The organism is Peredibacter starrii (genome assembly GCF_034259205.1).
In the GTDB taxonomy this organism is placed as follows: domain Bacteria; phylum Bdellovibrionota; class Bacteriovoracia; order Bacteriovoracales; family Bacteriovoracaceae; genus Peredibacter; species Peredibacter starrii.
Window position 1 is genome coordinate 2458769 of sequence record NZ_CP139487.1, and the last position, 23817, is coordinate 2482585.

A 23817-nucleotide genomic window follows, 5' to 3' on the forward strand; every position below is an offset into this window, starting at 1 on the left:
TTTTCAATTCTTAATATAAGGATAAGAGTTTTATCAAGAGAGGTACATATGAAAATTGCTATGGTTCTCACATCTCATGATCAATTAGGAAACACCGGTAAACCAACGGGCTTTTGGCTCGAAGAATTTGCTTCACCTTACTACGTCTTTAAAGATGCAGGAGCAGAAGTCACTCTCCTCACTCCCAAAGGCGGTCAACCACCACTTGATCCAAAAAGTGATGCTTCTGAAAATCAGACCGAATCTACGAAGAGATTCAAAGATGATACGGATGCTCAAAGGGCATTAGCTTCTACCAAAAAACTTTCAGACGTACGGTTTGATGATTACGATGCAGTATTTTATCCTGGAGGACATGGGCCAATGTGGGACCTCGCAAATAACCAGGACTCCATTCGCTTAATTGAAACTATGGTGAATGCCGGCAAACCAGTGGCGGCCGTCTGTCACGGTCCGGTTGCGATGGTGAATGCCAAGGACAAATCAGGCGCCCCACTTCTTAAAGGCAAAACGGTCACAGGTTTCACAGATTCAGAAGAAGAAGCAGTGGGATTAACAAAAGTGGTTCCGTTTCTTCTAGAAGATGCGATTAAGGACAAAGGGGCCAATTATCAGCGTGGTAAGGACTGGGGATCTTATGTGGTGGAAGATGGAAACATCATCACAGGACAGAATCCGGCCTCATCGGCGGATGCTGCGGAAAAGCTCTTAAATAAACTTCATTAAAGAAGATGTTGCATCAGGTGGCTTGGAACTTTAAGTAGCCAATAAAGGGCCTTTTTAAGCGGACTAATGCTTAGGGCCTCGTCTTCGCAAACTTCCATGTCACCATTTGCATCAAGCTTATGGCTGTTGCCCATGCGAAGTTCAATATTGTCTTTCACATCTTTGGTAAGTTCTTTTGAACCAGCACAGAAGACTGCAAGCTCAGAGTTATAGTAGCTAGAACGGTTATCCATATTGAATGAACCCACCATGAAGGATTCATCACTAAAAACAGTCGTTTTAGAGTGAGTTCCCCAAGTCGCGTCCTTCACCTTATCATCAATGAGCTTGGTCTCATTGGTAAAATTACCCTTATAAACATAGGCCTGAAAATCAGGATAAGAGGTATAGTTGGTTACGTGATCTGAGAAAACGGTCACGACAGGAACAGCATCAGAAGAGGCCAGACTGTTCGTCATAACTTTGATCTTCGTTCTCGTTTCCTGCAGAAATTGTGAAATTTTATCACTTACTTTGTTAGAGAGGAAATAAGGAGTATCAAAGATCACTTCGTCTTTTGCTTTTTGATCCATCCAGGACATGATCTCGCGACGTAAATGACGGTATTCCTGATCGTAGTTACCACGTTTTAAACGAGCGAAAAATCCGCCGCCTTCTTTATCAGTCGCAAACGCAACTTCAGGACAGTCACGTTTCTCATGAGAAAGAAACATTTGTTTTCCGTCTTCTTCCATGAATTTTAGAATGCGATCGTGTTCCGGATCTTCATCAAAAAGTTTCGAGGCACGAGCTAGATTGCCTTTATAGCGGTTAAGATCCATGCGATAATTAACATTATTATTGTCTTCGTAATCACTTTCTCTTGGCTCTCGGGGAGCGTTAGGCTCTGCAGTCAAATCCGAGTTCCAGTACTTTTCGAAGCTCTCGTCCATGGTCTTTACTACGTCACCTTCAACGGTCACATCTCGATCAAGAAAGTTATATTTATCAGAAAGATCAAAATATTCATCGGCAATATTTCGTCCGCCGGTAATGGCCTCTTTGCCATCAGTCACCATCAGTTTTCTGTGATTTCGTGACTGGAAAGTAGAAAGAGCAACGATTGGATAGGTGTTGTAATAACGAATATCAATGCCCTTCTTTTTTAGCTCTTGAGCATAGAATTCATCCATCTTAAAAACACCGAAAAACTTGTCCACCAATAATCGAACCTTCACTCCGCGCTTTGCGGCCGCTGCCAGTTCTTTAAGAATGATTTTTCCGGCCTTATCATCATTAAAAATATAAGACTCGAGATCGATGGTTTTTTCCGCACGACGAATCATATCAATACGAGCATAGAGTGAGCCCATACCGGAATTGATAACGCGCATTTGGTGTTTTTCTTTGGAATGAACTCGATAAGGTGGAACGTCTGGAGTCTGAATGGCAGAGATTGGTGCTTCTTCGGGAACTTGGGGTTGAGTCAGATCTACGGTGGCGACAGGGGTTTGTTCGGGAAGCTCCACTACCTGGATGTCATTTTGAGCGAAAGCAGTACATGCTACTAGCGCTAATGTTAGTAGTGAAAGCGAAAACTTCATCAGAGATCCTCCCCACTAGAGTCTACCTTAAGTCGGGTATATCTCTAGTGAGGAGTCAATCTTGCCTATTTCCGACTAATTAAGTAATCAACTGACCATTTACCGCTGCCACGAATAGCGAACATCACGAAAACAGCTAGGTACAAGAAGGCCATTTCTTTCACATTGAACGGATCTTTCATGTGAACGATAAAACCCGCCACCGCCATCGTGATAGAAAGAAATAGGGCCGCTGGACGAGTCAGAAGTCCAAGGGCAACTAGAATTCCACCTGCAAACTCAGAAAGACCTGCTAGCCAGGCAAATACAACTGGCATCGGGAGACCCATAGACTCAATACCACCCACTAACATATCTGGTGGCGGTACTTTACCCAGACCATGAGTGAAGGCCATGGTCAGACCAAAAAACACTCGAGGAACGAACATTGAAAGTTCGTGAACATTGCACTTTTCAGGAACAGCTTTGAACAGAAGCGCTTTCATCTTGATTCTCCATGAAAAAAAGTTAACTCATTAATCATGCTCTCAAATTCCTTTCTAAGCAAGTTGCTTAATTTGCGGGTGCTCATGACGTGACAGAACTGTCACGCCAAAATGACCTGATCAAGGAGCAGTCAAATGCAGACTTTGAAATCATGGTTTTCTATTATTTTCATCATTGGCCTTATACCAACCCTCTATGCTGAAACCAACGCGAAGGTCGACCCCGAGGTCATTGATCGTATCGAAGAAATGGGTAAGTATCTTCGCTCGTTAAAAAAGTTTGAAGTGGAGTCCAATTTTACTTTTGAGATTGCGACAGAGGACAACCAGAAATTTTCATATCCTGGAAAGCTTCATTATAAGGTCAAACGGCCGAACAAACTTTTTGCCGAACTGAAATCAGATCATAAGCAACGTCAGTATTACTATGATGGAACATCCATGACGATCTACGATCCAAAGTCAAAGTTTTACGGACAGATTGCGGCACCGGAGACCATTGATGAATTAATGGAAGAAATTGAAGAGAACTATAAAATTATACTCCCCTTGGAAGATCTTTTTGATTGGGGAACCGACAAAGCTCCCACTGATAAAATCAGCATGGCCACCTACATCGGAGAATCAAAAATCAATAATATTGAGGTCGAACAATTTGTTATCCGCCAGGGTAATATAGATTGGCAACTCTGGGTAAAAAAAGGTGATGAACCTATTCCCCAGAAAATTATCTATACCGCCATTGACGATCAAGTGAGGCCGCAATTTTCGGCCGAATTAAAATGGACCCTTGATCCAAAAATTAAAACTAATGACTTTGAATTCAAACCACCAAAAGGTTCCTATAAAATTGAAATCAATCCGCCTGAAGGCGATGCTGTCGCGAAACAGAAGGTGTCACCATGAAAGCACTTTTGATCACACTCTCCATTTTTTCCCTTCTCCCTAATGCATTTGCCTACCGAGGAGGAGGAATTCGAGCACGGGGCGGGGCACCTTTGAATGTAAATCGAAATATTAATGTGACTCGAAATGTGAACGTTGTTGGAGGAGGTTGGCATGGTTACTACCCTGCTCCTTATCATCCAGTCGCAACTGCCGCTGTTGTCACAGGGGCCGCAGTGGTGACCGCCGCTGCCATCGGCTCGATTGTTCACTCTATTCCACCCAACTGTATTAATACTGTCGTGAATGGCGTGACTTATAGTCAGTGTGGTTCCACTTGGTATCAACCACAGTATGTGGGAAGTAGTGTTCAATACGTAGTGGTGAATCCTCCGAAATAATTACACACTTCATCTGCGCTACATTTTGTAGCACTAAAATTTCTTATGATTTCCTTGAACTTTTGCAATTGAGGGCGGTATATAGGCCGTCCTTAAGAAAGTAATTGGAGTATCTCTCATGAAACAATACCTCTTAGTCGCGGCAATGCTTGCTGGATTATTATTCTGTCTCAGGGCCCTTGCCGCTGGCGAGAAAGGTAATGGCGGGTATTCAATCGTTTGTCGTGATGCCAATGGCCTTATTGCTTCAGCAGAACTGTTGGATACATATGAAGGACGTCTTCTTTATAAAAAAACTTATTCTGTAGATCTGAATTCAGTTGAAGAGCTGGTTAGAGTTGCTCAAGACCGCGTTCGTAAATATGTTCTTTTTGCTTCTAAATTAAATAAAGAAATTGATCTCATCGAAAAAAACCTGGTTTTCATCCCAGAGGGCCACGAGCTTGAGTCAACTGAGGACGCTTTCCCTGTGATTAAGAAGAAAGGTTGTGAGTTTGAGCAACTGGCAAATTACACTGAGGCCGGCGAAGTATTTGTCTCTCAGGAGATCTTCAATCGAATTGATAATTTAAATAGGGCCGCTCTTATTCTTCACGAGGCAATCTACTCTATTCGTCGCAAGGCCCTGGGTGAGACGACTTCACAAAACACACGCCGCTTAGTGGCCCAATTAATGGCAGTAAATCCAGATCAAGCGATCATTGAAAAACACGTGATGGAATCTCTTCAGCAACCAACTCATGCCAACCGTCCTTGTGGCCTGACAGGATCTATTGAAGAGCGCATGGAAAATTGCTCTTATCAGGTTCCGCAACGATTCAATATGGTTCTGGTAACTAGAACAGAAAATCTCAAAGAAGTATGGCTGGATGTGAATAACAACATACTTTGGAGTGAACGTCTGCCGACTAAAATGAATTTTGCCAATGCTAAAGAGGCCTGTAGAAAGGTCACTGAAGAAATGGCCTTCTTAGATGAGTTTCAATGGCGTCTCCCTTCTGGAACTGAATTTCAGATTTCAGGGGAATCCGTTATGAGTGCCTTCAATTATCGTAATGGACCAGAAGAGAATAACTGGTACTGGTCTTCCACGGTTAAAGGCCGGACAATTGTCATTTTCAATTCGCTTGATAGTACAACCACCTATTCCCCGTTCACCAATAGCCGCAGTGGGTCAGTCCGTTGCGTATCGCCTGTGGAGTTAAACTTCTGATTCAACAAAGGCCGGAGCACCCGTCCTTGTATAAGTCCTGCCCGTTGCAGATGATTTGCTACAGATTGTAGCATTTTTCCAAATTGATTCATTTTCCTGACCCATAACTAGTAGTATTCTATAGTTATCAGCGACATGAATGTGTGAGAGCTTCATATCGCCTGTTGGGTGAGCCCTGTGTGTGAGAGTACAGGGCTTTTTTTTGCCCAAAATCCTAGAATTCCCAATCCATACATTCATATAAAAAGTGCCTGTTGCATTTGGATGCTACATTTTGTTGCAGCGGCCTCCAGAGATTCATTCCCTCAGATAGAGTTCGGTGCTAATTTCCATCCATCGAAGCAACTGTGTGAGAGTAGTTGTTTCGACTGTTGGTAAAAAGCCCTGTGTGTGAGAGTACAGGGCTTTTTTTTTGCCTAAAAATTTATAAATTGTTTTAATTTACTGCTATTCGAAGTCACTCAAGAAGTATTCCTGCTCACCCTTTTCATTCTTCGCTACTTTCGCGGCCTCAGCTTTTCTAAGTTCCACTCGTCGAATTTTTCCTGAAATGGTTTTCGGTAAATCTTGAAATTCAATTTTTCGAATCCGTTTGTATGGTGGAAGAGCGTCCTTGGCAAACTTCAAAATCTTCTCCGCAATTTCGCGAGAAGGTTTTATTCCCGGTTTAAGAGTTACATAGGCCTTGGCCAGATTCGTTCTCAGAGGATCAGGGCTAGGTACAATCGCCGCTTCAGCAATGGCATCATGTTCAATAAGAACACTCTCCAGCTCGAAAGGAGAGATTCGGTAATCAGAACTCTTGAAGACATCATCTCCTCGACCAACAAAAAAGATATATCCATCATCATCGATCATGGCCTCATCGCCAGTTCGATAAAAACCTTTCTGCATGACCGCTTGAGTTTTTTCAAGATCATCCACATAGCCACTCATTAAACTAAGGGGTCGCTGATCAAGATGAATTGAGACTTCTCCTTCCTTGGAAACTTCATAGTTCGAATCTAAGAGAGAAATTTTATACCCTGGAAGTGGTCGACCCATACTTCCCGGCTTGATGGTTTGTCCGGGTGAATTTCCAATCTGCGCGGTGGTTTCCGACTGGCCATAGCCATCACGGATTTGAAGTCCCCATGAATTTTCCACTTTCTCAATCACTTCAGGATTTAATGGTTCTCCGGCACTCACGATTTCTCTTAATTGCAGTGGTTTTAGTCCTAGATCTTCCAAGATCATCATCCGCCAGACAGTTGGAGGAGCACATAAAGTGTTCACCTTAGCATCATGAAGAAGCTTGATTGAGTTTTGAGCATTGAATCTAGCATAATCATGCACGAGTGTTGTTGCGCCAGCATTAAAAGGAGCAAAGAAACTACTCCAGGCGTGTTTTGCCCAACCTGGAGAACTGATATTTTGATGAAGATCATTCTCCTGAATGCCAATCCAGTACATTGTAGAGAGGTGCCCTACCGGATAGCTTTGATGAGTGTGCTGAACGAGCTTGGCCTTTGAAGTAGTGCCCGAAGTAAAATAAAGTAGTAAAGGATCATGGGCCTTGGTTTTAGCATGATAGTATTTTCTGTTACTCGAATAAGCGTCTTCATAGTTTTGCCAATTCTTATCAGTGCCTCCGAATAAAATTTTGGTTAATCCGGGAGTTTCGGGAACCTTCGAAACTAATGACGGTTCGGTCACTAAAAACTTTGCTCCACTTCGAGTGAGTCGATCTTGGATTTCTTCCTTCGTCGCAAGAGTTGAAGTAGGAACAAGAATGGCCCCGACTTTAATCGAGGCGAGCATTAATTCCCAAATAGGAACCACATTAGGGAGCAAAACAATAATACGCTCACCAGGAATTACTCCAAGGCCCTGGAGAAAACTTGCTACTCGATCAGAGCGTTCACTTAATTCTTGATAAGAGAGTTTAATGTCAGTTCCATCGTCCTTACGGATCCAGAGGGCAGTTTTTGTAGAATTTTGCGCATATACATCAAACCAATCACGGGCCCAGTTAAATTCCTGAAGTTCGGGCCACTTAAACTCGGTCACGCATTTATCGTAATCAAGGCGATGATTGAGAAGAAAATCACGGGCCTCTTGAAACTTCTGAGTATTGGATTTTGACATATTAACTCCTGAGAAAACTTTAGGAAGAGTCAATGAGGACCACAAGATGCGAGGTCCAAGATTATGTGATACACTCTCCCACACGAGGTATTTCATGATTTTCACGCAAAACGCCATTAATACAAGAAAAAAACTAGTCGCAGATGCTCTATCACCAGCGCTATCAGATCAAGACATTGTTCTAGTTTATGCTGGTAGTCCGATTCAAAAGCCAGGTGGCCATGATCAGACTTACACGTTTTTACCTCATCCGGACTATTTCTGGTTAACCGGGTCCAGACGTCCTTTCGGAGTAAGTGCTTTTAGTAAAAAAGATGGATGGATTGATTTCGTTCTCCCTATTTCTCGAGATGAAAAAATCTGGGAAGGTGGAAATGAACAAGTCATTCCTGGCGAAGATATTAAAAACTTTGATGGCTGGCTTGCGAAAAGAACGGCCGCAAAGACTTATCTGATTGGTCAATTTGATCTGCATCGTCACCTATCCAAAGTCGCTGAAGAAGAACGAATGAAAGTTCAAGAACTCTTCAATCAGGTCCGCCGAGTAAAAGATCATGAAGAAGTTAAGCTCATTCAAAATATCGCCCTCATGGCGAATGAAGGTTATAAAAAAATTCGAAACATCATCAGACCTGGACTGACTGAAAGACAAATTCAAATTGAATATGAAGCAGAAGTGCTTCGAGCTGGTTCTGAAAAATTTCCTTATGATTCAATCATGGGGACTGGAACAAATTCTGCGGTTCTTCATGCCATTCCTACTTCTCGAATCTTAAAAGATGGTGAACATCTCCTGGTAGATGCGGGTGCAGACGTTCACGACTATTGCGTCGATATTACTCGTAACTTTGCCGTGAATGGAACTTTCTCATCACGCCAGAAGATGATTTATGATCTGGTATTAAAGGCCCAAGAAGCATCAATCGCCCTTTGTCGCCCGGGTGTGGATTGGAAGGATGTTCATCTTGCTTCTGCAAGAGTCATGGCACAAGGTCTGGTAGATCTCAATGTTCTAAAAATTAGTGCTGAAGAGGCCCTCGATACTAATGCCATTGCAGTCTTCTTCCCTCACGGTGTTGGCCACATGGTGGGCCTTCGTGTGAGAGACGTGGGTGGACCTTATAATCCAAATCCAAAGAAATATGCCGGCGCCCGTCTACGTGTTGATATGCCTCTACGTGAAGGACATCTCATGACTGTTGAGCCAGGCCTTTATTTTATTCCCGCCCTTCTGGATGATGAGATGACCCGCAACGATTTTAAAGATGCCATCAATTGGTCTGAAGTGGAGAAATGGAAAGACTTTGGTGGAATTCGTATTGAAGATGACATTCTTGTCACCAAGAACGGTCCGGAGAATCTCACCGCAGTTGTTGAAAAATAATCAGATATGTTTCGTAATTTCTTTCATCTCCTCGTCATAGCCCTTTAGCATTTCCATTTCATGGTTATGCTGAAGGCAACGAGGTGCGGGTGTTGGGTCTTCAAATTTTTTCTTTTTGTCAACTTTCTGGCCCATCGCACTTTCAATGCTCTTAAGAATGACTTCCTCGTAGATAGGATAGATGGTGTCGTCATCATATCCTTTCATGATGGAGTTCTGATACGGTCTCCAGGCTGGAGTTTTATCAGAATTACAAGAACCTCCCCGATATAGTCCCGGAGTTTGTGTACCATTGATGACTCTCCCAAACTGAGAACCTAAATTACCGGCAGTGACGATTGAATTCTCACTGGGAATTTTCCCCATCCACGGTACGTCCTTGGCATGAATCTTTCTTGCGGCAGAGTCATCAACATAAGGTGGTTTATCTTTGAAATAAGCAATGTTCACTGATGAAGTGGGTTTATCGCAATAGACCTTCTTTTCATTCTCATCATAATCATATTCATCATCGAAACCATAAGCATGAAGCATTTCATGGAACATGGTTTGAATAGGATAATCTTTTGAAGCGACTGGAATGACTCCACCGGCCCCACCCGTTCCTTTTGAGGTAAATGCAAGTGCCAAATGTGCTTTGGCGTTGGCCTTCAAACGAAGAAGTTCTTCTCGATTGCAATGAATGATTCGAGGTGAATCGGGGACATCGTTTTTACAATCCATCACCTCAGGAGATAACTCCACCAGAGTAACTTTTACTTTCTCACCAAGTTTATTAAACGGAGGCTTTTGAACAAGATACTGTTTGAATTCCTCAGCACGAGTTTTTGCATCAGGATCTGTGAACATAATAATTTCGTAAGAGTCCTGAGCATAAGCAGAAGCTGTCATAAGGAGTAAGGCCATCATCAAATACTTTTTCACAGCTTCACTTCCTTCATGATCTTTCCTGAAGAGATTTCTTTAATGATGAGTTTGCTTCCTTTGTGCCAATTCGGGATAAATGCATTGACTTCAACCAGCTCGCTTGGTCTTTTACCGCCTGACCAGGATCCGTTTTTTTCTGGATGGTCCCAGTATTCATTTAACGGAGAAAAAATTCTGGTCTTATAGCTCTGCTTGTTCTTTTTAACGATAATTTCAAGATTTGGTTTTGAAGGTTCGGGAATCTTGGAGCAATACTTTTGAGGAGCATCGATCAGATGAGTGGTCCATGCCTTGGTTTCAGTATTCAAAACACCATAAAGTTTTTGCAAATGCACACAGGCCGCACTCACATTGAGCGAAAACAGGCCTAGAAGCTGAATGAAAATTAGCTTTCGAAACATTAAAACCCCAAGCTTATTTTAAGTTGATTGCTATAGATTTCCAAAAGGGCCAGTTTTACCTAGGAGAAGCGATGAAAGGCCTTTAATGACGCAGACTTAAGAGGCTCTCGGAATGAAAAGGGATATGAATATCTCGGATATATGGCTATAATTTTGCCAATTGAATATTCACTAAAGCGCTTGGCGCTAAGGAAGGCAATATGAAATTTTTAGTATTCTCATCGCTACTCGTTCTATCAGTTGGTGCACAAGCTGCATGTGTTTCTAAGTATGTTCAGGAAGGTTCGACACTTGCTTGGACGGCGTTTAAAACTCCTAAAAAAGTTGGAGTAGGGGCCAAGTTCGACAAGTTCACAATCACTTCAAAACCTGCGGAATCAATTCAAGCTGCCATCAAAGGTTCAACTTTCACAGTTGATTCATCAAGCGTGAATTCTGGTAACCCTGCTCGTGATAAAAAGATCGTTGATAACTTCTTCACATCAGCTGGCAAGCCAATCAAGATTGAAGGTAAAGTTGAAAAAATCGAGAAAGACACTGCTTCAGTTGCTTTCACAATCAACGGTGTAACAAAATCAGTTCCCATGAAAGTTGCTGTGGTTGAAAAGATGGCGACTCTTACTGGTTCAATCAACGTTATGGACTTCTCAATGTCAAAAGAACTTGCTGCTCTTAATGAAGCTTGTAAAGCTCTCCACGAAGACAAGACTTGGGCAGATGTTGATCTTAAGCTAGACGCTAAATTCGACGTATCTTGTAAGTAATCTATCCGCGAGACAGAGCTTGTGAAACCAATTCATAAGATCTCTGTCTCGCTTTCTGGTCATACACCATACAGGTGATGATCAATTCCTTTATACCGGATTTTAAAAACGGCCCAAGTTGTCTTCTTATTGAATCAGGCGAACCCACAAATTTAGGAAATGAGGCACGAAGTTGGGCCTTATCCATCGGTGATAACGGAGTTAACTTAGCTTCCGCCACCGTCGGTAATGGCATGTTCTTACCAGTCGAGAAGAATTTGGCAAAAGAAACATCTGAAGACATCGCAAGCTCTTCTGCTTCTTCATCAGTCTCAGCACAAATAATATGTGAGGCCATCATCGGAAGTGGTTCTTGTAGAAACTCTGAAGGTCGAAATTCTTCGATGTACATTCGGATAATTTCTCTCGCAGGTAATCCCGAGAAATGCTGAGCAAAGGCGAACGGAAGTCCTCTGTAAGCGGCCAGACGTCCACCAAAATCACTACTACCAAGCATCCAGATCTCTGGCATGTTTACTTGAGTAGGAACTGCTTTAAGGGGAACTTCATCCCTAAAATAACGAATTAAATCCTCCAGCTCTTCAGGGAAATTATCAGCGCTGAGAGAAATGTTTCGACGTAAGGCATGAGTTGCTTTGGATCCCGAGCCAGGAGCACGTCCAAGTCCCATATCAATGCGACCAGGATAGAGGGCCTCCAAAGTCCTGAAAACTTCGGCCATGTGATAAGTCGAGTGATTCGGAAGCATGATACCTCCCGATCCAACTCGAATTGTTTTTGTGGCCCCAGCAATATGCCCGATCAAAACTTCCGGTGATGAGCTGCCGATTCCCTCCATATCATGGTGTTCGGCAACCCAGTATCGCTTAAAACCTAGATCCTCCACAAAGCGGGCGAGGGCCACAGGATGACGGAGACTCTCCGAGGCACTCTCACCCGACAATATAGGACAAAGGTCTAAGACCGAAAGTTTGATGTCACTCATTCTATTTATAGAAGGGATAATCTGTGTATCCTTCTGCACCTTTTGAATAAATCGTTTGAAAATTTGTTTCATTTAACGGAAGTCCTTCAAGTAGTCTCTTTGGAAGGTCCGGATTCGAAATGAACGGAACTCCGAATGAAACCGCATCTGCAAATCCATCATTGATGGCCTTTTCCGCCGCTTCTTTAGTAAATTTTTCGTTGGCGATATAAACACCACCGAAGGCCTTTTTAAGGGCCGGCCCCAAGCTATCAGCACCTTGATATTCACGAGCAAAAATAAAAGCAATTTTTCTTTTACCGAGCTCAGAAGCAAGATAACTAAAAGTTGCAAGTGGATTTGAATCAGTCATGTCGTGAGCATCTCCACGAGGAGCAATGTGAGCACCAACGCGGTCAGGGCCCCAAGCAGAGATAACTGCATCTGTCACTTCCAAATATAAACGTGCGCGATTTTCGATGGAACCACCGTATTGATCAGTTCTTTTGTTAGATCCATCTTGTAAGAATTGATCCAGGAGATATCCATTTGCTCCGTGAATCTCAACACCGTCAAAGCCCGCAAGCTTCGCGTTTTCAGCTCCTTTACGATAGGCCTCAACAATGGCAGGAATCTCACTTGTGAGGAGCGCACGTGGAGTGACATAATTTTTCTGAGGACGAACCAGACTGACATGGCCCGCTGGTGCAATGGCACTTGGAGCAACTGGCAGCTCGCCATTTAAGAACATAGGATCAGAAATTCTTCCTACGTGCCAAAGCTGCATGATAATTCGCCCACCTTTGGCGTGAACTTTTGTCGTGACTTTTTTCCAACCCTCAACCTGAGCTTCAGACCAGATTCCTGGAGTATCAGCATAACCAACACCCATCGGAGTTACAGCAGTTGCTTCTGTAAGAATCAGTCCGGCGGTCGCACGCTGTTCATAATATTCGGCCATCAGGTCATTAGGAATTCGAGTTTCGCCGGCACGTGCCCTGGTTAATGGGGCCATGATAATTCTGTTTGGAAGATTCCAAGCACCAACTTTTAGAGGATTTCCCAGCACTGACATTTTCGCTCACTTGGTTAATTTATGGAGGAGATGGATGGATTTGAACCACCGATTAACAGGTTTGCAAGCTGTTCCCTTGAACTCTCGGGCACATCTCCCATGATTAAATGATACATATTTAAATGCATCAATATCAGATACATTATTCCGGATTGTTTTTAAATGCAACTATAAAAATCACATTTTTGCAAAAACTCATTAACTCATGCTATGATGGCTTCATGGTTGATACACGATTCTCAGTATCTGTTCAAATTATGGTTACCCTGGCCTATCATCAAGATGAAATGATGAACTCAGAGGCCTTGGCAAAAGTCTTGAAGACCAATGCCACCTTCATCCGCAAATTAGTTTCGAATTTAGTTGAGGCCGAATTAGTTGAAAGTTTCCGCGGCAAAGGTGGAGGAATTAAGTTAGGTAAGTCCCCTGCCGAAATTTCATTGAATGATATTTATGTGGCGAGCACGGAGGCCAAACCCTTCATCTCAACTCATAAAAAAACTGTCACTAAGGCCTGTCCTGTTAGTTGTTCCTTTGATGATATTTTCTGCAAAGAAGTGGTCGATGGAATTGAAGGCGTTACTCAGTCCTATCTTTCTAAAAAATACCTGAGCGATCTTCTAAAAAAGGTATCTTGTTCCTAACTCTAAATTTTTTTTAAGGATCACTAAGTATTTTCCCGTAGTCTTACGAATAGCTTAAGGCAAATCGTAGGGTCTATTTCAACGGAGAAGAAATATGCTTAGGGAAAGAAGTCTTAAATTCAAGTTACTCGCCTCATTCGGCACGCTTTCTGTTTTTGTTCTGCTCTTAACTGGTATCAGCTTGCACTCAATGCAGAAAATCAACACTCAGTATGGCCATATTGTGAACGTGACGATGGGCAACCTTCAGTCAGTGGGAACAATCAATGCTCTTGTTAACGAAGCAAACCGCCTGAACCTTCGTGTGTTCATGAGCATGCTTCAAAATGATGTTGAATCACTTAAGCGTAATGCTGGTGAGTATCCAGATCGTAGAGCTGATTTAGAGGAAATCAATAAAAAGTACCGCTCGACTCCATTCGCTGACGGCGAAGAAAAACTTTACGATGCGGTATGGAACGCTTGGAAAGCTTACGACAAACATGCCACAGAATTTTTAACTTACTCAATTCCAGGTCTTACCGATCCAGCAGCAAAAGACAAGGCCGCTGATATCATGAACAATAAAATGCGCCACGCTCGCGGTGACATTGAAACAGCTGTTAACAATCTGATTGCATTCCAGGATAAAGACGCTTCAATGCGCGCGACTTCTGCCACTGAAACATATAAGACATCATTTGGTCTTCTGGTAACAATCGCTCTGTGTATTCTCGGTGGTTCGGTAGTTCTTGGATTCCTAATCTCAAACTACATGAACAAAACACTTTCAGGAATTGCTGACAGAATCCGCGGTTCTGCAGATCAGACATCTCTCGCAAGTCACGAGCTGACTTCTGCCTCTTCTACACTTTCTCAAGGTGCTACAGAGTCTGCCGCATCTCTAGAGGAAACAGTTTCTTCCCTTGAAGAGCTTTCCTCGATGGTAAAACTAAACTCTGATCACGCTAAAGAGGCCAACACTCTTTCAAGAAAGTCACTTGATTCAGCTGAACACGGTGAAAAAGAAATCAGCACTCTTCTTGCGGCCATGTCGAACATGGAAAAGTCTTCTAAGAAGATCGAAGAGATCATTAACGTGATCGATGATATCGCTTTCCAGACAAACCTTCTTGCCCTAAACGCAGCAGTGGAAGCAGCTCGTGCCGGTGAACAAGGTAAGGGCTTTGCGGTGGTAGCGGACGCAGTAAGAAACCTTGCTCAAAGATCTGCTTCAGCTGCTAAAGACATTAACAATCTGATTAAAGAAAACGTAGAAATGACTGAAAACGGAGTTCGCATTGCCGGTACATCAGGTTCTACTCTTAAAGAAATCGTTGAATCTGCTAAAAAGGTCGCTGACCTTAACGCAGAAATCTCTGCCGCTTCTCAAGAACAAGCAAACGGTATTGAGCAAATTTCTAAAGCGATGAACCACTTGGATCAAGCCATTCAAGGTAACGCTTCTTCATCAGAAGAAGTAGCATCATCAGCTTCAGAAATGTCATCTCAGGCAGACTGTTTGATTGGAATGGTGAAAGAGCTTAAATCGTTTGTTGAAGGTGGAACAGCTCCATCAGCTCCAACGACAACAACCACTACGAAAACGCCAACGCATAAAACTCCGAAATTCGGTGGCGGTTCTGGTGGTAGCAAAAATCCAAGTAACGTGATCCCATTCAATACGGATCCGGGCCATGGTGAATCGATTGGTAAGGCCGAAGGCTTCTAAAATAAAAAGGGACTCGCAAGAGTCCCTTTATTTTTTCTAATTAGATGTCTCCTTCAGGAACCGCACATTTCGGAAAATGCCTGCGGATAATTTCTATAATCGTTGTCTGATGTTTCTCTCCACCAGGAAGTTCCGGATCTAAAATAATCGCCACTAGTTGATTACATCTCGGAACAAATCCCGAACCATCTTTTAAAGCGACGGCAACAAGCTCGTCCACGCGTCTCTGATCGAATGGTCCAACACTACCTGTTTCGTAGTAATCATCCAATAATGCCCAAATTGCCAATTGAACATCACCAGCAGTGTAGACTCCGAATCCCCCCGGCGAGGTCTTGCCCACTTTATGCTGATTGATGAGCCAATTTACTTCATCCAGATTCTCCGGGCGATCCACTACTCCGGCAGGAATATTCTCTGATAAAGTAGAAAAGAATTTTGCATTATAAGTTGTATTGTCCTCAATTCGTTTGGCCCAATCAATGCACCAACCAGGGTAAGAACCTTGCAGAAGACCATCATCTTGAACTGAAATATTAAAATAGCTATTGGCACCAGTTAGATGTTGGATCGTCATCGTGCGATCCTGAGCAAAACTAAAAGGTGAAGCAAGGGCAACTAAAAGTCCAAGGCCAAGGTAAAAGTTTTTCATATGGTCCTCCTAATATAATTCGTCTTCCATTGCTAATTCATCTGCCAATTCATCTTCAACGCTGACCGGGATTTCCTTCAATAAATTTGGAAGTTTACTGAAGATACCAGTAAAGGTTCCGACCTTTCGTGAAAGCCATAGGAAGTCTGGTCTCTGAGTTGAAATCCACTCCCCGCCAATGATTTTTCCACTTGAATCAAGATCCAGATAATACTCATAAGTACGTGAACGAGTGATTTGTCGACTTGTTCCCAATACTGGCTCCCAAGTGTTTCTGGTCAAAAGAAAAACGTAATTCACCACGGTTCGTACACGTACCATGCTCACAGTTCCTGGAGCGGATGTCCTTAGTGGTGGTAGATTTCGGCTTCTCACCGTTGAACGAAAGTCATACGCGATGTGGTTCCATACTTCAGAACCGCGATCGATATCAGCAATAAAAGTTGTTCCATCACGGCCAATTTTATTAGCAAGAACCATGTGAAAAGCACCTGCATTCATATCGTGCTGACAGCGATCAGATGTACTAGTTGATGAACCGTTACAACGGCTTCCCATTTGACTATGACCATCAGAGAATTTTTTAGCGTAGTACCAGCTCAAGAGCGCCTTAATATCCGATGAGCCAAATGGAATTTGAATACCATCCGGGTTTGCCAATGTAATTGGCGTAGGTTCATCGTGATTCATCGCCGCTCCTGCCCAACCGTCACATATCCCTTCCCATGTTGGGCGATTGGGACTTGCGTAGTTTGAGATCTCTCTTTTTAGAGGATAATCATAACGTCCTATATATAGGTCCCACTTCTCGGAAGGTGCGAGTGTTCTTAACTGTGCTTGAGTCATCTGAGAGGCCTGGGCCTGCGTAGGAGACACAGTATTGAAGCCAGAAGGTCGGGCCGCATTCCAGCGATAATTGATCCCACCTTTATAGCGGGCCCAATAGTCACTCGACCAATACTTTTGTTTGTCAGCAACTCTTCCAGATAAAGGAAGTGCGGAAAATTCGTAATTAAAATTTGTACTCATGATGACTGGATTTGAAATCCTCTGCCAAGCTCGATCGATTTCGATATTGGGAGAGGCCCAAGCTCCTTGAGCTAAAGCGAGACCTAATAATGCGTATGAGAGTTTCTTCACAAAATGCCTCCTGGTTCATTATGAACTACCAAGAAGGTAAGTAAGACTTTCAGCAGTTGAATAGTCAGGGGAAGTCAAAGCTTCTATTTAAAATTAAAACCGACTAAAATAATGTTTATGAAAATTGAAAACGAAAAATGGAAAGTTAATGGAATCGAGCTCAACGTAGCACAATATGGTCCCAAGGATGGGCCACCCGTTATATTACTGCACGGATTCCCGGAAAACTCTAAGGCCATCATTGAGGCTTTCAAAGACCTTGCAGAAAAAAGTCTACATATCATTGCTCCTGATCAAAGAGGATATGGCGTTTCAGATAAGCCTAAAGAAATTAAAAACTATTCATTAGAAATCCTCACGAAAGACATGGAAGAACTTATTCAAAATATGGGTCTAAAAGATGTCACATTAGTGGGACATGATTGGGGAGGAATGGTCGCCTGGTTTCTCACGAACAGAAGACCCGATCTCGTGAAGAAATTAATCGTAATCAACTCACCCCACTATGAAATTTTTAAAAGAAATTTTCTGATGAATCCTGTGCAGCTCCTTAAGAGCTCATACATCTTTCTCTTTCTTATCCCTAAGCTTCCGGAAATTGTTTTAAACTGGGACAACTTTGCAGTCTTCAAATTCTTCCTTCACCGTAGTGCGCATCCTAAAACAGATCAATTGCAAGAGGCCTGGAAACAAGAAGGCGCCATCACAAGTATGCTCAATTGGTACCGCGCCATGATTTATAATCTTAGACTCCCCTCTAGAAATATTCAGGTTCCAACACTCCTCGTCTGGGGTGAAGATGATGTATTTTTGCAAAAGGAAATGGCCCTTCAGAGTCTTCACTACTGCAATGACGGTAAGGTGAAGTTCATAAAGAATGCGGGTCATTGGGTCCATCATCAAAGAATTGAGGAAATCATAGGAGAACTATGAAAAAGTCGGCCCTGATCACTGGCGCCAACGGTCTTATTGGAACAGAACTTAGCTTAAAATACCTCTCGAAAGGTTACGTTGTTTATGGCGTAGACCTAAGGCCAAATCGAAAAATTGATCATGAGAATTTTGTTTTTCTAAAATGTGATCTCAGTAGTGAAGATTCCATCATTGAGGCCATTTCAAATGTTCAAAAACTTCACGTCCTGATTAACAATGCCGCAGACACTTCACTTACCTTTAAAAAATTTGAAGAAGTTTCATTAGAAGACTGGAACCATGGAATTGCCGTTAATTTAACAAGTTGCTTTTTGATGGCGAAATATGCTCTTCCTTTTTTGAAAGAAACAAAAGGTTCCATTATCAATATCTCTTCCACCCGTCATCTGATGTCAGAACCAAATACTGTCATCTACTCTGCCAGCAAAGGTGGCATACTTTCTCTTACGCATTCTCTTGCTATGACATTAGGAGAATCAGTTCGAGTAAATTGCATCAGTCCAGGATGGATCGCAGACCCAAATGAGAAACTCTCCGACAAAGATCATAAGCAACACCCAGTCGGCAGAGTGGGAGTTCCAAGTGATATTGCGGAACTTGCGTTCTATCTTAGTTCAGAGGCCGCTAGCTTTATTACTGGTCAGGATTTTATAGTTGACGGTGGAATGACGAAGAAAATGATTTACGTCTAGAATCCTGCGATGTTCTTCAGTTTCGGCCACTCCCGCTTCATGAAATAATAATCATGAATGGAGGTACATATGGCACGTTTAACTACTTCAACTGGCTCTCGAGGAGAATCTGCTACGGCCCGAAACAAATCAGGAAATCATCAGGGTAACAGAAGTGGTGCTGTAAGTGGGACTGGCGTTCGCTCATCACGGACCCCAAAACATAAATAGGATTAAAATAAATCCAATTGTCCTGGAACTGTCACTTTTCTAAAATGTTCAGTCGATAGTTCCAGCCTTTTTTTATTGAGGCCCTCTTTATTTGTGTAAAGATGAAACATGGCCCTAATATGTTCTGCATACTTTCCCTCACCTCTCATACGTGTACCGAAATCGGAATTATTCAGCTTCCCACCACGAATCTCTTTGATGCGGTTGAGAACTCTTTCTTTGCGATCCGGAAAGTGTTGTTCAAGCCACTGAATAAAAAGATCATCTAATACATACGGAAGTCTTAAAGGAACCATTCCTGCAAAACTTGCGCCAGCATTGCTAACGGCCTTCAAGATATTAGGCAACTCGTGATCAGTTAAACCGGGAACAATGGGAGCGACCATACTTCCTACCGGTATGCCGGCCTTCGCTAATTCTTCAATTGCCCTTAGTCTTGAAACTGGGTGAGAAGTACGAGGTTCCATGACCTCCGCGACCTTTGGATTTAGTGTTGTTACTGAAATGAAAACACCAACACCATTAATCTCGGCCATGTTTTTAAGAATATCAATGTCTCTCGTTACAAGATGGTTCTTTGTAATGATGGTAAAAGGATTTCGAAACTCTCTCATGACATCCAGACATTTTCTTGTGATCTCTAATTTTCTCTCAATAGGCTGATAGCAATCAGTCACTCCGCTGAAGTTAACGACCTCCGGTTTCCAGGATCGTGACGACAATTTGTTTCTTAAAAGTTCAGGGGCATTGTGCTTAACCAGAATTTTAGTTTCAAAATCCATTCCGGCAGAAAGTCCAAGGTATTCATGCGTTGGTCTAGCGAAGCAATAAACGCATCCGTGCTCACAACCTCTATAAGGATTCACACTAAAGTCAAAGCCCACATCAGGACTATCATTTTGAGTGAGGATACTCTTGGACGGGTCAGCAATAAACTGGGTGCGATAAAGTGGCATTTCATCCTCAGGAGAATGTTGAACATAATCTCCCTCTTCAATCGCCACATGTTCAAATCGATTGAGAGGATTTAATGCAGTCCCGCGCCCTTTTACTTTTTCCGGTCTTTCCATGAAAATAACCATAGCACATGTTTCCGTATTTTTTCCGTATTTTCTTATTGCCTTTGAATTTAGTTTGCTTAGAATAAAAACAGGAGAATTTTATGAGTATGACAAAATATGAAGGAAGCTGCCACTGTGGGAAAGTTCGATTTGAAGTTGATCTAGATCTCGAAAAGGGGTCAGGAAAATGTAATTGTTCATTTTGCGGTAAAGTCCGAAACTGGAGTGCGGCCGTAAAACCTGAGGCCTTCAAACTCTTAACAAGTGAACAAGACCTAGGGCTCTATCAGTTCAACACCAAGGCCAACAGTCATGCTTTTTGCAAGAATTGTGGCGTTCGTACTCATACTAAAGGTTACGTAGAACAAATCGGTGGGCACTTTGTAAGTGTTGCCCTTTGTACTATCGATAACATTTCGCCAGAGGAATTAAGCAAAGTTCCAGTCCAATACATGGATGGGCTCCACAACAACTGGTTTAATCCACCAAAAGAAACAAACTATCTTTAATTGAATTTAATTAGACCGCAGGCAATTCTGGCACCGGAGTCTCCTGCTGGTTGGGATTTAAAGTCATCTGCTTTGGCATGAATAACGACGGATTTTCCAGCAAACTCCTTCAAGTCCTTGGCCTCGTCCTTTTTTAAAATCATCTCCATATGTGCCTCGCCTTTAGCGTTGGCAACGAGATTACCCATGTCACCCATATGACTTTTTTCACTCTTCGGAGAACCGTGCTGCATATTCGTAGGATTGAAGTGATCACCAGCACTTTTATAATCTGGTCCTTCGCACTTTCCTACTTTATGAACGTGGAATCCGTGAGTGCTATTTGGAGTCAATCCTGTAGCATCGGCCGTGATCTTAAGACCTTCAGGTACTGTCTGGAAAATGACTTCGGCTTTTAAGTCCTTCTTCGTAGCAGATGTGAGATCAGCTTCAGCGATATTTTGAGGGGCCTTTGCAGCGATGGCCACATTGATGACAAGTGCAGAAATCAGAAGCAGACGGATGTTGGTGTTCCTCATAAACTCTCCTCTTGAAATAAAAATGGCCATCCTAAGATGACCATTTTTCATCTAGCGCGATTAGTAAGGCTTCCGCCATCCTTTTCGGCCAGATTGGATTCAAGTTTATGCTTTGGTGTTTTTCCGGACAAGCCGAGGTGTTTCTAGACTGGATCCGTTTTGACAAAAAAAAGGGCAGCTCAAGGCCGCCCTTTTCAGTGAGAATTAATCTCTTCTATTTCTTCTTTGATTATCGCGAATCATTTTATCAGCAAGGTGATCACCAAGCTTGATACCGGCCAATACATCTGACGGATAATGTACACCACCGATGACACGGTTAAGAGCGGCCTGATTTCCGGCCTTGATGAATGCAGCCGCGCGCTTTGGAAATTTATTAGCAAGTAGACGAGCAAAGACTCGAGCTACAGTTGCGTGACCACTTGGATATGATTCCGAAGTTTCTTTTGAGATACAAGGTTTAAGATCTCTGTGGCTGTCGTAAGGACGTGGACGGCCATAAAGTTTTTTTGCAAGGTACGCGTTCCCGCCTGCTTCACCATATTGCTTAAGGAAATCAATCGACAGTTCTTCAACTTCAGCGCGAGTTAAAAGATGGCCGAAAAGAGAGCCTAGAGTTGCAGACTCTTGTTGGGCCGCTAGCTGACAATCTTTCTTTGTACGATTCTCTTGATACTTTCTGAGGATCTCTAGGTCTTCGCCTTCAGCAACTGATCCTGGAGCTGGAAATGAGCCAAGGACTCTATCAATTTCAAATGGTGATAAAATGATTAAATCTTTTTCGTTACCTGTCTGAGCTGTTGCTGCAACCGTGAAAACAACACCCAGAATTAATGACAATGCGTACTTCATTTACGTCTCCTTGAATGGGAGACTTAGTTTGAAATACCAAACCCAATGTATCAAGTATAAAGTGAAGAAAAACCTTACATTACCTAATTGTAATGATTAATCATTCACATGATTTAGGATGGCTTCTAGCACCCGCGGCATGAGCTCGCGCAGTGCTTCAACTTCTTGTTTATTAAAATCTTTTAATATACTGGCCTCGAGTTTTTTGTGCTGCTCCAGGATCTTTTTCTGCAGAGTTCGGCCTTTGGTCGTAAGCGTTAAAATCTTCGCGCGTCTATCATTAGGATCGGTTTTCCGTTGAACCAGGCCCTGTTCTTCAAGACCATCAATGAACTTCACCATACTGGCCTTATCGATGTTCATCTCCTGACCTAACTGCAATTGATTGTAATCACCAACACCTGCAAGGATGTGAAGAATGCCTGATTGAGGAGCAGACAATTTATGTTTGGCCAATGTGATTTCTAAAATCGAACGAAGAATCGTACCTGATTTTGAAATTGAGTAACACAACCTTTGTCTAAACAAAGGATGAACAGTTTTAGGAACAGTATCCGGAATTAAAATATTTTTAACCATGAATAGATCGTACTACAAATAGTTTGTGGTGCAAACTAAATTGTGATACTGTGCCGCCAATCGAGGTCAATATGTCACGTGTTCTCTATGTATTATTCTTGTCCGTATTTTCACTAACCACCTTTGCAAATGAACTGGATCTTTCTACCGCTTTGAATGAAGTCGTAGGAGACTCTCCGAACCTTCAAGCTTCTAAGTCCCGCGCGATCGAAGCAGACTGGAAAAAGACCGAGGCCCTGGGTACCGGTTTTCTTCCTAAGCTTCGTGCAAATGGAACTTATCTGACTGATAAGAAATATCAGTTCATTAACGTTTCTCTAGCAGGTGGCCCCCCTACGACCATTCCTCAGATCATTCCAAACTCTCAGTTTAACCTAATTGCTGAACTTCCTCTGTTTAATGGTTTTGTGAGTATGAATCGTCTTAGTGCCGCCCAGAAAAATGCTGAAGCGGCCCAGGAAAGATTTGAATGGGAGACTTTTAGGACCGAAATGAGTGTCACTCTTGCCTTCTACCAGGCCCTTGCCTCTAAGCTTCTGCGAGACGTGGCAATTCAAAACTTGAAAGTTCTGGATGACCATAAAAAACAAGCGGAGCTTTTTAGAAAAGGTGGACTCAGTACAAACTACGATGTCCTTCGCGTAGAAGTGCAGGCATCAAATGCCAAAACTGATCTGGCGGATGCTGAAGACGCAATCATCATTTCACGCCAGAGATTGGCCGAGGTTCTAGGCCATGAAGAAGAAAACAGAGACCTTGCTGGTGATCTTCCTATCCCACAAGAAAACGTCATTAACCAGGACACTGGTAAGTATGCTGATCGAAAAGACATCAAGGCCCTTAAACTAGAAACAGAGGCCCGTAGAAAAGAAGAGACCGCAGAGAATCGCTACTGGATGCCGGAGTTCTCACTTTTCACTCAATATACTTTCTATAACAACCTCACTCTAGGGTTAAATGATTACGATGCTTATCGTAACGCCCGTCAAGTTGGTCTCTTTATGACATGGAACCTATTCGATGGACTTGCTTCTCACTCAAGGGCGCAACAATCCATTCAAAGAAAAGTTCAAACTGAAAAGGCCCTTCGTGCAACAGAACTAGCGGCCAACAAAGACGTAGGGATCTGGTCTCGCAGATATCGTTCTCAATGCCGTATTTATGCTGCCCGAGTGGAAGACATCAAGCGCTCTGAAGAAAGTGTTCGTTTGGCCAAAGAAGGTAAACGTGTTGGTTCAAGAACAGATAGTGAACTTCTGGATGCTGAATTGGATTTATCTCGCTCAAGAGCTGATGCAGTTCGCGCTCAGCTTGCTGCTGCAGAAGCACTTATTAACTTACAACTGGCAGAAGGCCGTCGTTACTAAAAAGACAATATAAA

Annotated in this window: 26 protein-coding genes and 1 tRNA gene; 13 read left to right on the top strand and 14 right to left on the bottom strand. The window is 42.8% G+C overall.

The window, feature by feature from the left end; all coding sequences use genetic code 11:
* Window positions 1-48: 48 nt before the first annotated feature.
* Window positions 49-726 (top strand): type 1 glutamine amidotransferase domain-containing protein, encoded by a 678-nt coding sequence (locus SOO65_RS12470; protein WP_321390324.1) that lies wholly within the window; start codon window positions 49-51, stop codon window positions 724-726.
* Here SOO65_RS12470 and SOO65_RS12475 read toward each other — a convergent pair.
* Both SOO65_RS12475 and SOO65_RS12480 read right to left on the bottom strand, forming a co-directional pair.
* A complete protein-coding gene (locus SOO65_RS12475) occupies window positions 723-2309 on the bottom strand; it encodes a phospholipase D family protein (protein ID WP_321390326.1) in 1587 nt (528 codons plus the stop codon). The genes SOO65_RS12470 and SOO65_RS12475 overlap by 4 nt on opposite strands.
* A 65-nt stretch (window positions 2310-2374) precedes the next feature.
* Window positions 2375-2794: a DoxX family protein gene (locus SOO65_RS12480; protein WP_321390329.1), complete on the bottom strand. Its 420-nt coding sequence runs from the start codon at window positions 2792-2794 to the stop codon at window positions 2375-2377.
* A 135-nt stretch (window positions 2795-2929) separates the two neighbouring features.
* Between SOO65_RS12480 and SOO65_RS12485 the strand changes: the two genes are divergently transcribed.
* From SOO65_RS12485 to SOO65_RS12495, 3 genes are all read left to right on the top strand, one after another.
* On the top strand, window positions 2930-3700 hold the full coding sequence (locus SOO65_RS12485) for a DUF2092 domain-containing protein (protein WP_321390332.1): 771 nt from the start codon (window positions 2930-2932) through the stop codon (window positions 3698-3700).
* Window positions 3697-4080 (top strand): hypothetical protein, encoded by a 384-nt coding sequence (locus SOO65_RS12490; RefSeq protein ID WP_321390335.1) that lies wholly within the window; start codon window positions 3697-3699, stop codon window positions 4078-4080. Before SOO65_RS12485 ends, SOO65_RS12490 begins: the two co-directional genes overlap by 4 nt.
* A 118-nt stretch (window positions 4081-4198) precedes the next feature.
* On the top strand, window positions 4199-5293 hold the full coding sequence (locus SOO65_RS12495) for an Lcl C-terminal domain-containing protein (RefSeq protein ID WP_321390338.1): 1095 nt from the start codon (window positions 4199-4201) through the stop codon (window positions 5291-5293).
* 447 nt (window positions 5294-5740) lie between these two features.
* On the opposite strand, the gene SOO65_RS12500 is transcribed toward SOO65_RS12495, so the two are convergent.
* Window positions 5741-7420, bottom strand: a complete 1680-nt coding sequence (locus SOO65_RS12500; protein ID WP_321390341.1) for an AMP-binding protein — start codon at window positions 7418-7420, stop codon at window positions 5741-5743.
* A gap of 94 nt (window positions 7421-7514) precedes the next feature.
* On the opposite strand from SOO65_RS12500, the gene SOO65_RS12505 reads away from it, so the two are divergent.
* On the top strand, window positions 7515-8804 hold the full coding sequence (locus SOO65_RS12505; RefSeq protein WP_321390344.1) for an aminopeptidase P family protein: 1290 nt from the start codon (window positions 7515-7517) through the stop codon (window positions 8802-8804).
* On the opposite strand, the gene SOO65_RS12510 is transcribed toward SOO65_RS12505, so the two are convergent.
* Both SOO65_RS12510 and SOO65_RS12515 read right to left on the bottom strand, forming a co-directional pair.
* Complete coding sequence (locus tag SOO65_RS12510) at window positions 8805-9728, bottom strand: hypothetical protein (protein WP_321390347.1); 924 nt, start codon at window positions 9726-9728, stop codon at window positions 8805-8807.
* Entirely contained in the window at window positions 9725-10132 is a 408-nt protein-coding gene (locus SOO65_RS12515) for a hypothetical protein (RefSeq protein WP_321390350.1), read from the bottom strand. The genes SOO65_RS12510 and SOO65_RS12515 overlap by 4 nt, the downstream gene beginning before the upstream one ends.
* Window positions 10133-10332: 200 nt before the next feature.
* On the opposite strand from SOO65_RS12515, the gene SOO65_RS12520 reads away from it, so the two are divergent.
* The gene (locus SOO65_RS12520; RefSeq protein ID WP_321390353.1) at window positions 10333-10896 is read left to right on the top strand and encodes a YceI family protein; all 564 of its coding nucleotides are present in this window, start codon (window positions 10333-10335) and stop codon (window positions 10894-10896) included.
* Between the two features lies 1 nt (window position 10897).
* Here the strand turns inward: SOO65_RS12520 and SOO65_RS12525 are convergent, their stop codons facing one another.
* The 3 genes from SOO65_RS12525 to SOO65_RS12535 all read right to left on the bottom strand — a co-directional run bounded on the left by SOO65_RS12525 (window position 10898) and on the right by SOO65_RS12535 (window position 13033).
* Window positions 10898-11881 (bottom strand): LLM class flavin-dependent oxidoreductase, encoded by a 984-nt coding sequence (locus SOO65_RS12525; RefSeq protein ID WP_321390356.1) that lies wholly within the window; start codon window positions 11879-11881, stop codon window positions 10898-10900.
* 1 nt (window position 11882) lies between these two features.
* The gene (locus SOO65_RS12530; RefSeq protein WP_321390358.1) at window positions 11883-12935 is read right to left on the bottom strand and encodes an alkene reductase; all 1053 of its coding nucleotides are present in this window, start codon (window positions 12933-12935) and stop codon (window positions 11883-11885) included.
* A gap of 22 nt (window positions 12936-12957) precedes the next feature.
* Window positions 12958-13033: transfer RNA gene (locus SOO65_RS12535), tRNA-Cys, on the bottom strand.
* Between the two features lie 87 nt (window positions 13034-13120).
* Here SOO65_RS12535 and SOO65_RS12540 point away from each other — a divergent pair.
* Window positions 13121-13579, top strand: a complete 459-nt coding sequence (locus tag SOO65_RS12540; protein ID WP_321390361.1) for an Rrf2 family transcriptional regulator — start codon at window positions 13121-13123, stop codon at window positions 13577-13579.
* A gap of 94 nt (window positions 13580-13673) precedes the next feature.
* Window positions 13674-15290: a HAMP domain-containing methyl-accepting chemotaxis protein gene (locus SOO65_RS12545; RefSeq protein WP_321390364.1), complete on the top strand. Its 1617-nt coding sequence runs from the start codon at window positions 13674-13676 to the stop codon at window positions 15288-15290.
* A gap of 40 nt (window positions 15291-15330) precedes the next feature.
* Here the strand turns inward: SOO65_RS12545 and SOO65_RS12550 are convergent, their stop codons facing one another.
* A complete protein-coding gene (locus tag SOO65_RS12550; RefSeq protein WP_321390367.1) occupies window positions 15331-15942 on the bottom strand; it encodes a hypothetical protein in 612 nt (203 codons plus the stop codon).
* A 9-nt stretch (window positions 15943-15951) separates the two neighbouring features.
* Window positions 15952-17082: a hypothetical protein gene (locus SOO65_RS12555; RefSeq protein WP_321390370.1), complete on the bottom strand. Its 1131-nt coding sequence runs from the start codon at window positions 17080-17082 to the stop codon at window positions 15952-15954.
* A 117-nt stretch (window positions 17083-17199) separates the two neighbouring features.
* Between SOO65_RS12555 and SOO65_RS12560 the strand changes: the two genes are divergently transcribed.
* The 3 genes from SOO65_RS12560 to SOO65_RS12570 all read left to right on the top strand — a co-directional run bounded on the left by SOO65_RS12560 (window position 17200) and on the right by SOO65_RS12570 (window position 18917).
* A complete protein-coding gene (locus SOO65_RS12560) occupies window positions 17200-18015 on the top strand; it encodes an alpha/beta fold hydrolase (RefSeq protein ID WP_321390372.1) in 816 nt (271 codons plus the stop codon).
* Window positions 18012-18707, top strand: coding sequence for an SDR family NAD(P)-dependent oxidoreductase (locus SOO65_RS12565; protein WP_321390375.1), 696 nt, complete (start codon window positions 18012-18014; stop codon window positions 18705-18707). The genes SOO65_RS12560 and SOO65_RS12565 overlap by 4 nt, the downstream gene beginning before the upstream one ends.
* A gap of 69 nt (window positions 18708-18776) precedes the next feature.
* A complete protein-coding gene (locus SOO65_RS12570; RefSeq protein WP_321390378.1) occupies window positions 18777-18917 on the top strand; it encodes a hypothetical protein in 141 nt (46 codons plus the stop codon).
* 2 nt (window positions 18918-18919) lie between these two features.
* On the opposite strand, the gene SOO65_RS12575 is transcribed toward SOO65_RS12570, so the two are convergent.
* Window positions 18920-19999, bottom strand: coding sequence for a PA0069 family radical SAM protein (locus SOO65_RS12575; RefSeq protein WP_321390380.1), 1080 nt, complete (start codon window positions 19997-19999; stop codon window positions 18920-18922).
* Window positions 20000-20079: 80 nt separating this feature from the next.
* Between SOO65_RS12575 and SOO65_RS12580 the strand changes: the two genes are divergently transcribed.
* On the top strand, window positions 20080-20487 hold the full coding sequence (locus SOO65_RS12580) for a GFA family protein (protein WP_321390384.1): 408 nt from the start codon (window positions 20080-20082) through the stop codon (window positions 20485-20487).
* Here the strand turns inward: SOO65_RS12580 and SOO65_RS12585 are convergent.
* The 3 genes from SOO65_RS12585 to SOO65_RS12595 form a co-directional block, all read right to left on the bottom strand.
* Window positions 20484-21005 (bottom strand): superoxide dismutase family protein, encoded by a 522-nt coding sequence (locus tag SOO65_RS12585; protein WP_321390386.1) that lies wholly within the window; start codon window positions 21003-21005, stop codon window positions 20484-20486. The genes SOO65_RS12580 and SOO65_RS12585 overlap by 4 nt on opposite strands.
* A 204-nt stretch (window positions 21006-21209) precedes the next feature.
* The gene (locus tag SOO65_RS12590) at window positions 21210-21857 is read right to left on the bottom strand and encodes a phosphatase PAP2 family protein (RefSeq protein ID WP_321390389.1); all 648 of its coding nucleotides are present in this window, start codon (window positions 21855-21857) and stop codon (window positions 21210-21212) included.
* 96 nt (window positions 21858-21953) lie between these two features.
* Window positions 21954-22436: a MarR family winged helix-turn-helix transcriptional regulator gene (locus SOO65_RS12595; protein WP_321390391.1), complete on the bottom strand. Its 483-nt coding sequence runs from the start codon at window positions 22434-22436 to the stop codon at window positions 21954-21956.
* 71 nt (window positions 22437-22507) lie between these two features.
* Between SOO65_RS12595 and SOO65_RS12600 the strand changes: the two genes are divergently transcribed.
* A complete protein-coding gene (locus SOO65_RS12600) occupies window positions 22508-23803 on the top strand; it encodes a TolC family protein (protein WP_321390394.1) in 1296 nt (431 codons plus the stop codon).
* The last annotated feature ends 14 nt before the right edge of the window (window positions 23804-23817 follow it).